The sequence below is a fragment of the Caulobacter sp. GW821-FHT10A06 genome, assembly GCF_059415805.1.
Genome location: NZ_JBWKNY010000002.1, coordinates 567483 through 580213 on the forward strand (window position 1 = coordinate 567483; position 12731 = coordinate 580213).

At 69.5% G+C, this 12731-nt stretch carries 12 protein-coding genes; 7 read left to right on the forward strand and 5 right to left on the reverse strand.

Translation table 11 applies throughout. The annotated features are described in order from the left end of the window. Positions 1-12: 12 nt before the first annotated feature. The 5 genes from AC07NF_RS06400 to AC07NF_RS06420 are packed head-to-tail and all read right to left on the reverse strand — an operon-like array spanning position 13 to position 4326. The gene (locus AC07NF_RS06400) at positions 13-651 is read right to left on the reverse strand and encodes a glutathione S-transferase family protein (RefSeq protein ID WP_494628040.1); all 639 of its coding nucleotides are present in this window, start codon (positions 649-651) and stop codon (positions 13-15) included. After that, positions 651-2225, reverse strand: coding sequence for a rhodanese-like domain-containing protein (locus tag AC07NF_RS06405; protein WP_494628038.1), 1575 nt, complete (start codon positions 2223-2225; stop codon positions 651-653). Before AC07NF_RS06405 ends, AC07NF_RS06400 begins: the two co-directional genes overlap by 1 nt. Continuing rightward, positions 2222-2833, reverse strand: a complete 612-nt coding sequence (locus AC07NF_RS06410; RefSeq protein WP_494628036.1) for a cysteine dioxygenase family protein — start codon at positions 2831-2833, stop codon at positions 2222-2224. The genes AC07NF_RS06405 and AC07NF_RS06410 overlap by 4 nt, the downstream gene beginning before the upstream one ends. 3 nt (positions 2834-2836) lie before the next feature. After that, a complete protein-coding gene (locus tag AC07NF_RS06415) occupies positions 2837-3640 on the reverse strand; it encodes an ABC transporter ATP-binding protein (protein WP_494628034.1) in 804 nt (267 codons plus the stop codon). 2 nt (positions 3641-3642) lie between these two features. Further along, positions 3643-4326, reverse strand: a complete 684-nt coding sequence (locus AC07NF_RS06420) for an ABC transporter permease subunit (RefSeq protein WP_494628032.1) — start codon at positions 4324-4326, stop codon at positions 3643-3645. A 255-nt stretch (positions 4327-4581) separates the two neighbouring features. Between AC07NF_RS06420 and AC07NF_RS06425 the strand changes: the two genes are divergently transcribed. The 7 genes from AC07NF_RS06425 (at position 4582) to AC07NF_RS06455 (ending at position 12730) form a co-directional block, all read left to right on the forward strand. Beyond that, a complete protein-coding gene (locus AC07NF_RS06425; protein ID WP_494628030.1) occupies positions 4582-5418 on the forward strand; it encodes a LysR substrate-binding domain-containing protein in 837 nt (278 codons plus the stop codon). 146 nt (positions 5419-5564) lie between these two features. Beyond that, positions 5565-6407, forward strand: a complete 843-nt coding sequence (locus tag AC07NF_RS06430) for a TauD/TfdA dioxygenase family protein (protein ID WP_494628028.1) — start codon at positions 5565-5567, stop codon at positions 6405-6407. Between the two features lie 90 nt (positions 6408-6497). After that, positions 6498-9146, forward strand: coding sequence for a TonB-dependent receptor plug domain-containing protein (locus AC07NF_RS06435; protein ID WP_494628026.1), 2649 nt, complete (start codon positions 6498-6500; stop codon positions 9144-9146). Positions 9147-9157: 11 nt separating this feature from the next. Continuing rightward, complete coding sequence (locus AC07NF_RS06440) at positions 9158-10099, forward strand: ABC transporter substrate-binding protein (RefSeq protein WP_494628024.1); 942 nt, start codon at positions 9158-9160, stop codon at positions 10097-10099. Further along, a complete protein-coding gene (locus tag AC07NF_RS06445) occupies positions 10096-11670 on the forward strand; it encodes an FAD-dependent oxidoreductase (RefSeq protein ID WP_494628022.1) in 1575 nt (524 codons plus the stop codon). The genes AC07NF_RS06440 and AC07NF_RS06445 overlap by 4 nt, the downstream gene beginning before the upstream one ends. Continuing rightward, a complete protein-coding gene (locus AC07NF_RS06450) occupies positions 11670-12062 on the forward strand; it encodes a 4Fe-4S dicluster domain-containing protein (RefSeq protein ID WP_494628020.1) in 393 nt (130 codons plus the stop codon). The genes AC07NF_RS06445 and AC07NF_RS06450 overlap by 1 nt, the downstream gene beginning before the upstream one ends. Beyond that, on the forward strand, positions 12059-12730 hold the full coding sequence (locus tag AC07NF_RS06455) for a peroxiredoxin-like family protein (protein ID WP_494628018.1): 672 nt from the start codon (positions 12059-12061) through the stop codon (positions 12728-12730). Before AC07NF_RS06450 ends, AC07NF_RS06455 begins: the two co-directional genes overlap by 4 nt. Position 12731 lies beyond the last annotated feature (1 nt).

Sequence of the window (12731 nt, forward strand, 5' to 3'; positions counted from 1 at the left end):
GGACTCCTGATGTCAGGCGACTACGGGGGCGGTTTCCTTGCGGAGCGCGCGGACGACGGAGGGACGGGCGAAGGCGCGGGCCGCCTTGGCGCTCCAGGCGGGGTACTTGCCGGTGTCGATCTGGCGACGCTCGGCCCAGCGCCAGATGACCAGGGCGTAGGCGTCGACGGCGCTGAAGCTCTCGCCCAGCAGCCACGGGCCGGGGCCCTGGGCCAGGCGTTCGATGTCGGTCAGGGTGCGGGCGAAGCGGGCCTCGCCGGGCGTGGCCAGGGCGGCCTTGACAGTCTCGTCGTCGGCATAGCGCTCGGGCCGGGCGATCTGGGCGAAGGCGACATGCACGGTGCTGGCGAACCAGGCCATCACCTCATAGGCCTTGGCCAGTTTCAGCGGATCGGCCAGGGGCAGCAGCTCGCTGTGCGGGTAGCGTTGAGCCAGATAGGTCAGGATGGCCAGCACCTCGGTCACCGGCTGGCCGTCGACCACCAGGGTCGGCACGCGGCCACGCGGATTGACCTTCAGGTACTCGGGCTTGCGCTGGTCGCCGGCCGCCAGGTCCAGGCGATGGGCGGCGTAGGGGAGGTCGATCTCCTCCAGCGCCACCAGCGGGGCCAGGGACGAGGAACCGGGCGCGAAATAGAGCTGCAGGGTCATCAGATCACGTAGAAGCCGTGGGTGGCGTCGCGGGCCAGTTGGTCGACCAGGCCGAACTCCCAGTCGAGATAGGCCTGCATGGCCTCGGCGGCGTTGTCCGTGCCTTCGTAGGGGCGCTTGTAGACGTCGGTCGGAGCGTTGGCGGCGTGGGTCAGGCCGGGCTCAACGGCGCGACCGGCGGCGATCCAGGCGTCCGTGCCGCCGGCCAGCACGCGCACCGGGCGGTCGGTCAGCTCTTCCAGCTCCGATGCCGCCAGGGCTGCCACGGCGCCGTCGGGCGAAGTCAGGACGATGGCCTTGTCCTTGGGCAGGGCCGCCAGGGCCTCTCGAAGTTGGGCGCGGATCGCGAACCAGGCGCCGGGCACGTGGCCCTTGCGGTGGCGGGGACTGGGGGCGAGGTCGACCACCACGACTGCGTCGTCGGCGAGGGCCTGAACCAGGTCGCTCGGTGACAGGGTCTCGACGGGCGGCAGAGCAGGCAGGCGAGCCGTCCAGGCGCCAGTCTCCACCGCGCCGTCAAAGCCGTCCAGCACGTAGACCTCCCAGCCCAGCTGAGCCAGCCATGAAGCAGTCATGTCGGCGCGAGGACCCAGGTCGTCGGCCAGCACGATGCGGCCGCCGCGCACGGGCGCGAAGACGTCGGTCTCCTGCACTAGCTGGCCGCCCGGCGCTGAACGGAAGCCGGGCAGGTGGCCGGCCGCGAACTCTTCCGGCGTACGGACGTCGAAGCGATAGAGGGTGCGGTGCGTATCCTGGGCCAGGTCGGCCAGGCCTTGGGCGTCCAGGCGGCGAACGCCCGCGCGGTAGGCGACGTCGCGGGCGCGGCTGCGAGCCTCGTCCAGCGTCTGCTCACGCACCTCCGGGAACTTGCGGCTCTGGCCGTGCTCCAGCGTCTGCTCGGCCAAGGTCCAGCCGATCGTGCCGTTGCGCAGGGCGAAGATCGGGTTGGGCAGGCCAGCGTTCACCAGCGACTGGGCGCCGATCAGGCTGCGGGTGCGGCCGGCGCAGTTGACGATGATGGTGGTCGAGGGATCGGGCGCCAGCTCGCGGGCGCGCAGGACCAGCTCGGCGCCGGGCGTGCTGATGCCGCCGGGGATGCTCATCACGGCATATTCCTCGAACCGGCGGCTATCCAGGATCACCTGATCGGCCTTTGCGTCGATACGGGCCTGAACCTCCTGGGCGGGCAGGGACGGCGTGTGTCGCCGCGCCTCGACCAGCTCGCCGAAGGCCTTGCTGTAGGAGTTGACGTCCTGGAACAGCTCGTAGCCCGCCGCCGTCCAGCCGGCGAGCCCGCCGTCCAGGGCGTGGACGTTGGTATAGCCCAGCGTGGCCAGTCGCTCGCCAGCCGGCGCGACCAGGCCTTCGCCGTTGTCGTAGAGGACGATCTTGGCGTCCTGGCGCGGAACGCGGTCCAGGATCTCGACCTCCAGCCGGGAGAGCGGCAGCTGCGAGGCGAACAGCGGGTGGGCCTTGGCGAACGGGTCTTCCTCGCGCAGGTCCAGCAGGGCGATCTCGCGGCGGGCGATCAGGTCACGACGGACGTCTGCCGGAGTGACGACAGGCAAGCTCATTCAGCGGCTCCATAGGCCAGGGCGCTGGCGCGATCGAAAAGAAGGGGCGGCGGGACATTGGCGTAGCCGGAGACGAAGGCCTTCGGCTTGCCCTCGGCGTCGTAGGTCGACCGGCGGACGGTCCCGATGTCCGCGCCATAGACGTGGATGCTGATCGAGACGCGGTCGTCGAAGGCGTTGGCCACGCGGTGGATGTCACCGACGGTCGGCGAGACGGCTTCGACCTGACCGGCCTCCAGGCGATGGACCTCGCCGGTGGCGGCTAGGATCTCGCCGCGTCGTGAATAGGCTTGCGACAGTTCGGCTCCGCGCAGCACGCCGACCAGGCCCCAGACGGTGTGGTCGTGGACGGGCGTGGCCTGGCCCGGTCCCCAGACGAAGCTGACCACCGAGAAGCGGCCGGCCGGATCGCGATGCAGCAGGTATTGCTGGTAGCGCGTCGGATCAGGCTGGCTCTGCGGCTCGGGCAGCCAGTCGTCAGCGGCGATCAGATGCGCCAGCAGGGCGCCGCCCTCGCGCAGGATCACGGCCTCGTCGCCGGTCTGGTCCAGCAGGTCGGAGAGGTCGGCGACGAAGTCCGAGAGGCGGTGGGGACGATGCTGGCTCATGGCCTAGAGCACGACCTCGCCGGTCGGGAAGGCGACCAAGTGGCCTTCACTATGCAGCGGAGCCTCGACGCCCAGGTGGCCCAGCAAGCGACGGCGGATGGCTTGGAAGCGAGCGTCCGGCGCGCGCGGGCGCTCCAGGTCGATGCGCTCCTCGGCGGCGATGTGGCCCTTGTCCAGCACCAGTACGCGGTCGGCCAGGGCGATGGCCTCGTCGACGTCGTGAGTGACCAGCAGGACGGCCGGGGCGTGCTCGCGCCACAGGGCCAGGACCAGGTCGTGCATCTTCAGGCGGGTCAGGGCGTCCAGGGCCGCGAAGGGCTCATCCAGTAGCAGCAGGCCGGGCTCGCGGACCAGGGCGCGGGCCAAGGCGGTGCGTTGGGCCTCGCCGCCCGAGAGGGTGCCGGGCCACGCGTCGAGGCGATGGCCAAGGCCCACCTCCTTCAGCGCCGCCTCGGCGCGGGCCCGGACATCGCCGCCGGAAAGGCCCAGGGCGACATTTCGCCAGACCTTCTTCCACGGCAGCAGCCGCGCGTCCTGGAACACCACGGCCCGAGCGTCGGGCGTCTTCACGTCCTGGCCGACAGCGGAATCGAGGCCGGCCAGGGTGCGCAGCAGGGTGGTCTTGCCCGAACCGCTGGCGCCCAGCAGGGCGACGAACTCGCCGGGGGCGATCGAGAGGTCCAGGCCGTCGATGACGGTGTTGTCACCGAAGCGGCGGACGAAGTTCTTCAGCTGTACGGCAGGCTCCACGGCCTGGCTCGAGCGAGAGACGACGGGACGGCGCAGGCGCGGCTGAGGGGCGGCCATGATCATTGCTCCACGAGGCTGGGGCGCCACGCCAGCGCCTTGCGCTCCAGCGTGCGGACGAGGGCGTCGGCGCCGAGGCCGAGCAGGGCGTAGACGACCAGGCAGACGACGATGATGTCGGTCCGCATGAAATCGCGGGCGTTGTTGACCAGATAGCCGAGGCCGGCCTGGGCGTTGATCTGCTCGGCGATCACCAGCACCAGCACCGAGATGCCCAGGGCGTAGCGCAGGCCGACGAAGAACGAGGGCAGGGCGCCGGGCAGGATCACTTCGCGCACCAGGCTCCAGCCTGTCAGGCCGAAGCTGCGGGCGGCCTCGACCAGCTTGACGTCGACGCCCCGGATGCCGGCGAACAGGTTCAGGTACAGCGGGAAGGTCGCCGAGACGGTGATCAGCAGGATCTTCGGCGTCTCGCCGATACCGAACCAGACGATGAACAGCGGCGTCAGGGCCAGGACCGGGATGGTCCGCTTGATCTGCATCAGCGGGTCGACCAGCGTCTCGCCCCACCGCGACAGGCCCGAGATCAGGCCCAGGGCGGTCGCCAGGACGAGCGCGATGCCAAGGCCCGCGCCGGCCCGGGCCAGCGAGACCAGCAGGTTCGTGGGCAGCTCGCCCGAGGCGGTCAGGGACCAGAAGGTCTCAAGCACCGTCGACGGCGCGGCGAGGACCCGCGGCGGGATCACGCCGGCGCGTGCGCCCAGCTCCCACAAGACAAGCAACGCGACGGGAGAGAGCCAACGGGCGCGGGCCAGATCGGGCCAGCGCCACGGCCTAGCTTCAGAAATTCTGTAGGTCGTCGCCAGAGACACTGCAGTCCTCTCTCGTCGGAAACCGTTGCGACGCAAGCGCCGCGGGTCCACAGAGAAGGACGTTGAATTCCTACTTGATCAATAGACTTATCCTCACATAGCTTATTAGCAATTCTCAAGGGGCCGCCGATGGTGACCAACCTGCCGACCGAACTGCTGCGAAGCTTCGTGGCCATTGTCGACTCCGGCTCGATGCTGCGGGCGACCGAGCGGGTGTTCGTCACCCAGTCCGCGCTGAGCCTGCAGATGAAGCGCCTGGAGGAGACGGTGCTGACGCCGCTGTTCCACCGCGAGGGCCGGCGGCTGGTGCTGACGCCTGCGGGCCAGACCCTGCTGCCCAGGGCGCGGGAGATCCTGGCCCTGAACGACCGCGCCGTGGTGGCCCTGACCGGCGACGCCCTGGCCGGACCGGCGCGGGTGGGCTTCGTCCAGGACTTTGCCGAGACCCTGCTGTCGGGCGTGCTGGCTCGCTTCGCCCAGCTCAATCCCGACACCCAGTTGCAGGTGCGGGTGGCGGGCTCGCCGGAACTGCTGGGCCTGTTGGAGGCCGACCGCCTGGACACGGTGCTGTGCATGGGCGCGGCCGACGATACGCGGGCGGCGCGGGTGGTCCCGATGGTCTGGCACGGCGAGTCGGTCCTGGCCGAGAGCGAGGTGCTGCCGATCGCCATCCTGGAGTCGCCGTGCCGCTTCCGTGACGCGGCCTTGGCGGCTCTCGAGCGTGACGGGCGGCCGTACCGGGTGGCGCTGGAAACGCCCAGCCTGTCGGCTCTGAGGGCCGCGGTGCAGGCCGGCCTGGCAGTGACCTGCCGGACCTCTCTGTTCCTGCCTGAGCGGGCGCCGCTGGCCACCAATCGCCTGCCGTCGCTGCCCGAGGTGGCCTACGTCCAGCGCACCAACGACACGCCCCACGCCTCGATCGCCAAGCTGGCGCAGCTGATCCACACCGCCGCCCTGGAGCTCTGAAGTTATGCGTTTCGCAAATACCGCCTATTGCGATGCGAGATATATAAAACTCTGAATTTGTTCAGAGAAATACTCGTTCGATCCATCGAGCGGTCGTGGCCATGTTGCGCCTCGACCGGCTCGGAGGCCGGATTCAGGAGGTTCCTATGAGCGACGTCCTCGACAAGATTGAACAGGTCGGCCTGAGCGTGGCGCCGCTCAATCCCAGCATCGGCGCCGAGATCGGCGGGATCGATCTGCGCCAGCAGCTGAACCGCGAGCAGCGCGACACGTTGAGGGCGCTGCTGCTGCGTCACAAGGTGCTGTTCTTCCGCGACCAGGACATCAGCCGCGACCAGCAACTGGCCTTCGCGGCCAATTTCGGCGAGGTCTACGCCCATCCCATCGGCGGGGTCGAGACGCACCGCGCGGTGCAGCCGATCTCAGCCGAGGCGCTGAAGCAATACGACATCCGCGAGAACCACTGGCACACCGACACCAGCTGGCGGATCAACCCGTCGCTCGGCGCGGTGCTGAAGGCGGTGCACATTCCCGAGGTCGGCGGCGACACGATCTGGGCCGATGGCCATGCGATCTGGAAGGGTCTTCCCGAAGACCTGAAGGCCAGGATCGACGACCTCTATGTCGTGCACGACTACCAGGACGCCCTGGCCAAGGCCGGCCAGCGTTATCCTCTGGTGTCCCATCCGGCGGTCCGCACCCATCCGGAGACCGGCGAGGAGATCTTCTGGATCAACTACAGCCTCAAGCCGCGCTTCGTGGACCTGGCGCCCGAGGAGAGCAGGGCGCTGCTGGCCCGTCTGTATGACGAGGTGAAGCGGCCCGAGCACCATGCCCGCTTCCGCTGGCGCAAGAACTCCGTAGCCCTGTGGGACAACCGAGCGGGCCTACACTACGCGGTTCGCGACTACGGCGATTTCCCGCGGGTGATGGAGCGCGTGCTGATCGGCAGCGACGACATTCCGTACCGCGAGCGCAAGCCCGCTTAAGCTTCCCGCGCGCCGAGGGCAGCGGCGCGCCTCTCTTCTTATCGATCAACAACGACGCTCGGCGACCCGCCGGGCGCGGGGGATAGACTTTTGCCTTTTTCCAAGACCCAGACGACTGCCCGACAGAATACTCTCCACGCCTCGCTGCTCGCCTGCGCCTCGGTGTTGGCCCTGAGCGGCGGCGCAGCCCACGCCGCTGACGCCAATGCCGTGCCGGTCGTCGACGCTCCCGTGGCGGATACCGAAGGCGCGACGGCCGTCGACAGCGTCATCGTCACCGGCGTGCGCGGTGCGCGCCGCACCGTCGCCGACAGCCCCGCACCCGTCGACGTGATCAGCGGCGACCAGCTGCTGGCCACCGGCAAGGTCGGCCTGAAGGAAGTGCTCAACACCCTGATCCCGTCGTTCAACCTGCCGGGCATCAACGGCGGCGGCACCTCGTGGACGGTGCGAGCCATCACCCTGCGCGGCCTGAACGGCGACCAGGCCCTGTTCCTGGTCAATGGCAAGCGCCGCCACACCACCTCGCTGATCAACAACTTGGCCCGCGTCGGCCGGGGCGGCGTGCCGGTGGACCTGGACTTCATACCGGCCTCGGCCATCGAACGCATCGAGGTGCTGCGCGACGGGGCCTCGGCCCAGTATGGCTCGGACGCCATCGCCGGCGTCGTCAACATCATCCTGAAGGACGACTTCGAGGGCGGCTCGTTCAGCTACACCGGCGGCCAGAACTTCCTGGGCGACGGCGACACCCGCGCCGCGACGATCAACTGGGGCCGGCGGCTGGGCGATAACGGCGGCTTCCTGCACCTGGCCCTGAACTGGAAGAACAACGAGGCGGCCACCCGCGCCATCCCCTCGCGCGCCCAGTACATCTATCAGCCAACCGTCACGACCGTCGGCGGCGTCACCACGGTCACGCCCGATCCGCGCGACGCCACGGTTGACCGCTATTCGTGGGGCCTCAGCTACGGTCCTGGCGAGGAAGACATCCTGGCGGCCGCCTATAATGCCGAGCTGCCCTGGCGCGACCTGAAGCTCTATTCGTCGGGTACGCTGAGCCATCGCTCATCGAAGAAGAACACCGGCAGCTTCCTGCCCAACCTGGCCCCGGTCGCCGGCGTCACGGCCGGCCGGCCGCTGAACCGCAACTCGCTGCCCGAGGTTTATCCTGACGGCTTCAATGCTTACCGCCGGATCTTCGAGCTGGACTTCCAGACCAGCTTCGGCGCGCGCGGCGAGACGGCCGGCTGGGCGTGGGACCTGTCGACGACCCTGGCCCAGGACCACGCCCAGCTGGACGGCCAAAACACGCTGAACGCCACCCTCGGTCCGAAGAGCCCGACCTATTTCCACCTGTCGACCCACGAGTTCCGGCAGTGGACCAACAACCTGGACTTCACGCGCGAGTTCGCCAGTTGGCTGAAGAATCCGCTGCAAGTCTCCTGGGGGCTTGAACATCGTTACGAGCGCTTCCTGATCGAGGCGGGCGACGAGGCCTCCTACATCGTCGGCGACTACGTGATCCCGGCCGGCCAGCCGTTCGCCGGCCTGCGTCCGAACCCGGGCCTGGCGTCGTATGCCGGCACCGCGCCGGAGGACGCCGGCTCGATCCATCGTCACAGCGGCGCGGCCTATGTCGATGTCGGGACCGACGTCACCGACACCTGGTATGTCGGCCTGGCCGGCCGCTACGAGAAGTACGGCAAGGGCGTGGGCGACACCTTCAGCGGCAAGCTGACCACGCGCTGGGAGTTCCTGCCGGGCTACGCCGTGCGGGCCACGGTCAGCAACGGCTTCCGCGCGCCGTCGCTGGGCCAGACCCTGTTCGCGACCTCGACCATCAACGGCAGCCTGTGCCCGGCCGCGCCGAACAACATCTTCCGCGGCGCGCCCTGCGTTCCGGGTGAATACCTGACCTTCCCGACCAAGGTGCTTCGCACCGACAGCGTCGAGGCAAAAGCTTTGGGCGCTGAAACGCTTAAGCCGGAAACCTCGACCAACTACAGCTTCGGCGTCACCGCCGAGCCGTTCGCTGGCCTGCGCCTGACCCTGGACGCCTACGAGATCCAGATCGACGATCGCATCGTCGACACCAGCAATCTCGACCTGTCGGTGGCGCAGCTGTCGTCGCGCGCCGATCTGGCGCCGCTGCTGGCGCGCTTCCCGCAGGGCCTGACGGCGACGTACTACACCAACGCGGTGTCGACCCGGACGACGGGCGTCGACTTCGTTGGCGAGTACGGCTTCAGCCTGGGCGACTTCGGCCGCCTGAACCTCAACGCCGCCTATGCCTTCAACAAGACCAAGATCACCAAGCTGAAGGCGACCCCGGCGGTCCTGAAGGCGGTCAATCCCAGCCTCGTGCTGTTTGACCGCCAGAAGATCGCCGACCTGACCATCGGCACCCCGCGCGAGAAGATCATCGTCGGCGCCCAATGGGCGCTGGGCGCCTGGACCGCCGGCCTGCGCAACACCCGCTACGGCCGATACACCGAGGCCGGCACCTCGGCGAACCTGGATCGGACCTTCAGCCCGAAGTGGATCACCGATCTCGATATCGCCTGGCAGGTGCGTGAGAGCACCAACATCGCGATCGGGGCCAACAACCTGTTCGACCAGCACCCCGACAAGATCGGGATCCTCAACGCCGACCAGGGCGCCGGCCAGTTCGGGACCTTCTCGCCCTTCGGCATCACCGGCGGCTACTACTACGCCCGCCTGACCCAGAGCTTCTGAGGGAGGGCGCGATGAACCGACGCCAGCTACTCGTCACCGGCATCGCCTTCGCCGGTTTGGCCGCTTGCTCCAAAGCCGGAGGCGGCCAGCCCGTTCTGAAGGTCGGCAGCCAGCGCGGCGGCACCAAAGCGGTGCTGATCGCCTCCGGCGCCCTGGAGGGCGTGCCCTACAAGATCGACTGGAGCGAGTTCCCGGCCGCCGCGCCGCTGCTCGAGGCCGTGAGCGCCGGGGCGGTCGACCTGGGCGAAGCCGGCGATGCGCCGTTCCTGTTCGCCTATGCCGGCGGCGCCAGGATCAAGGCCGTGCAGGCGGGCCGCAGCGGCGGTTCGTCGACGGCGATCCTGGTCTCCAAGGACTCGCCGATCCGCTCACTCGCCGACCTGCGGGGCAAGAAGATCGCCACGGGGCGCGGCTCGATCGGCCACTACCTGCTCTTGGTGGTGCTGGAGAAGGCGGGGCTGAAGCCCACCGACGTCTCGATCGTCTATCTGAGCCCCGGCGACGCCAAGGCGGCCTTCACGGCCGGGTCGATCGACGCCTGGGTGACCTGGGGCTCGTACGTCGCCCTGGCGCGCCTGCACGACGCGGCGCGCATTCTGATCGACGGCGAAGGGCTGCTGGGCGGTTTCGGTTACGAGGCGGCCAGCGAGAAGGCGATCGCCGAGAAGCGGCCGCAGATCGAGGACTTCCTTAAGCGCCTGGCCAGGGCCCGGCGCTGGGCGGCCGAGAACCCGGACGCTTTTGGCAAGGTGCTGGCCAAGGAGACCGGGCTTTCCGAAGAGGTCGCGCTCTACACGGTGCGTCAGTACCGGATCCGACCCGCGCCGCTGGGCCAGGAAGCCGTGAACGAAGCCAAGGCGGTGCTCGACCGCTTCCGCTCGGCGGGCGCGGTGAACACCGCTCGCGATCCGGCCGGCGCCTTCGACGCCTCGTTCAACGGGGCGATCGCGTGAGTGAGCCTCTGACCTTCTCGACCGACGTCCTGATCATCGGCGGCGGCCTGGCCGGCGCTTGGGCGGCCATGGCGGCGGCGCGCGAGGGGGCGGACGTCGTGATGGTCGACAAGGGCCATTGCGGCACCAGCGGCGTCACCGCCACGGCCGGTCCGGGCCACTGGTGGGTCCCGCCCGAGCGCCGCGAAGCGGCGGTGGCCGATCGTTTGAAGCGCTCGCTAGGCCTGGGCGATCCGGACTGGATGCGGCGGATCCTGGACCTGACCTGGTCCAGCCTGCCGGCCCTGGCCGACCACTACGCCTTCTCGACCGACGACAAGGGTGAGGTGCAGTACCGGGGCCTGCGGGGGCCGGAATACATGCGGGCCATGCGCGCCTACGCCCTGGCGGCGGGCGCGAGGATCCTGGACCACCATCCGGCCCTGCAACTGCTGCGGCATGGCGATGGCTCGATCGCTGGCGCGTCGGGGATCGCCCTGCGGGGGGAACGGCCGTGGACGATCCGGGCGGGCGCCGTGGTGCTGGCCACGGGCGGCACGGCCTTCGCCTCGCGTCTGCTGGGCTCGGCGACCAACACCGGCGACGGCCTGCTGATGGGCGTCGAGGCTGGCGCCGATCTCTCCGGCATGGAGTTCACCAACTACTACACGCCGGCCCTGGCCGGCACGAACATGGCCCGGTCGATGGCCTACAGCTTTGCCCGCTGGTTCGACGCCGATGACCGTGAGCTGGACATCCCGAACGGCCCGGACGTTACCTCGCACCTGGCGCGGGCGTTGCTGAAGGGGCCGCTGTTCTGCCGGCTCGACCGCGTGCCGGGCGACATCCGTCAGGTGATGCCTGAGGTACAGCCCAACTTCGTACTGCCTTTCCAAAGGCTTGGGATCGACACCTACAGCGACCGCTTCGAGGTCACGCTGCATGCTGAGGGCACGGTGCGCGGCATCGGCGGCCTGCGGGTCGATGACGAGGACTGCCAGAGCGCCGTGCCGGGCCTCTATGTCGCTGGCGACGCGGCCAGCCGGGAACTGGTCACCGGCGCGATCTCGGGCGGCGGGGCGGTCAATTCGTCCTGGGCGCTGTCGTCAGGCCAGTGGGCCGGGGCGGCTGCGGCCCGGCGGGCGCGATCGACCGGCGCGCGGCAGGAAGACCTGGCCATCGCCACGGGGCAGGCCGGCCTGACGCCTCGGCTCTCCGCGCGGTCGTTCGACACGGCCGGCGCCGTCCAGGCGGTGCGCGAGGAGCTGAACGCCTACGACAAGAACATCTTCCGCCGGGGCGATGTCCTGGCCGCCTCGCTGGAGCGCCTGGACGAGGTCTGGCGCGAGTTGGCCGATCACGGTCAGGCCGAAGGCCGCGCCGCCCTGCACCTGCGTGAAGCCGCCGCCCTGGTCGCCGCCGGTCGGTGGAGCAAGGCCGCCGCCCTGGCCCGTCGCGAGAGCCGCGGCATGCACCGCCGCGAGGATGCGCCGGGCCTGGATCCGCGCCTGGCCAGCCGCCAGCGCGCCCAGGGCCTGACCCGCGTCTTCACCCGGTTTGAGCCGACGCTCGCCCAGGCGGAGGTCGCCTGATGATCGAGGTCGTCATCGAGGAACGCTGCGGCGGCTGCGGGGACTGCGTCGACGCCTGTCCCAGCGACGTGCTGCGGGTGGGCGAGGGCGGCAAGGTCGTAATCGCCACCCAGGCCGACTGCCAGACCTGCCTGTTGTGCGAACTCTACTGCCCGACGGACGCCCTGTTCGTCTGGCCGGAGGTCGACCGCATCGCCGGCATCACCGCCGAGCAGGCCCTGGCTTCCGGCCAACTGGGCGCCTTCCGGCGCGACCACGGCTGGGGCGAGCACGCCGCCACCCACACCAACCAACACTGGCGGATGGGGGCGATCTTCGAGCGCGCCTACCGCATGGCGACCGAGCTCGCCGCCGCCAAGACCCATCAAACCGAAGGGAAGACAACCCGATGAGCAAGAGCCTGAAAGACCGCCTGGCCGACCTGCACGCCGAGCGCGTCCGCACCTGGGATCCGGCGGCGCTGAAGGTCAATGTCGACCAGCGGGCGACCCTGGTCGAAACCGCCGACCCGTCGCAATGGGTCAAGGTTGGCGACCGCCTGGAGCCGTTCGTGCTGCAGGACGTCGAGGGCGGCGAGTTGGCCCTGGAGGCGCTGTTGCAGCGCGGTCCTGCCGTGCTGGTGTTCTTCCGCTTCGCCGGCTGCCCGGCCTGCAACATCGCCCTGCCGTACTACGATGAGACCCTGGCGCCGGGCCTACGCGACCTGGGCGCGACCCTGGTGGCTGTCAGCCCGCAGGTCCCCGAGCGGCTGGGCGAGATCCGCAGCCGCCATAATCTGAGCTTCAAGGTCGCCTCGGACCTGAACAACGACCTCGGGCGCCGACTGGGCATCCTCTACACGGCCGACGAGGCCAGCCAGGCCGCGCAGCGCGCCAAGGGCGGCTTCATCGGCGACACGACCGGCACGGGGACCTGGGAGCTGCCCCAGCCCGCCGTCGTCGTCATCGACCACGAGCGCGTCGTCCGCTTCGTCGATGTCAGCCCCGACTGGCTGGTCCGCACCGAGGCCGATCCGGTCCTGCAGGTCGTCCGCGACATCACCCTGGTTCCCGCCGAATAAG

What these genes read in the sequence shown, in the direction of transcription:
- AC07NF_RS06400 (WP_494628040.1), bottom strand. Translation starts at nt 651, where the DNA reads ATGACCCTGCAGCTCTATTTCGCGCCCGGTTCCTCGTCCCTGGCCCCG.
- AC07NF_RS06405 (WP_494628038.1), bottom strand. Translation starts at nt 2,225, where the DNA reads ATGAGCTTGCCTGTCGTCACTCCGGCAGACGTCCGTCGTGACCTGATC.
- AC07NF_RS06410 (WP_494628036.1), bottom strand. Translation starts at nt 2,833, where the DNA reads ATGAGCCAGCATCGTCCCCACCGCCTCTCGGACTTCGTCGCCGACCTC.
- AC07NF_RS06415 (WP_494628034.1), bottom strand. Translation starts at nt 3,640, where the DNA reads ATGGCCGCCCCTCAGCCGCGCCTGCGCCGTCCCGTCGTCTCTCGCTCG.
- AC07NF_RS06425 (WP_494628030.1), top strand. Translation starts at nt 4,582, where the DNA reads ATGGTGACCAACCTGCCGACCGAACTGCTGCGAAGCTTCGTGGCCATT.
- AC07NF_RS06430 (WP_494628028.1), top strand. Translation starts at nt 5,565, where the DNA reads ATGAGCGACGTCCTCGACAAGATTGAACAGGTCGGCCTGAGCGTGGCG.
- AC07NF_RS06440 (WP_494628024.1), top strand. Translation starts at nt 9,158, where the DNA reads ATGAACCGACGCCAGCTACTCGTCACCGGCATCGCCTTCGCCGGTTTG.
- AC07NF_RS06450 (WP_494628020.1), top strand. Translation starts at nt 11,670, where the DNA reads ATGATCGAGGTCGTCATCGAGGAACGCTGCGGCGGCTGCGGGGACTGC.
- AC07NF_RS06455 (WP_494628018.1), top strand. Translation starts at nt 12,059, where the DNA reads ATGAGCAAGAGCCTGAAAGACCGCCTGGCCGACCTGCACGCCGAGCGC.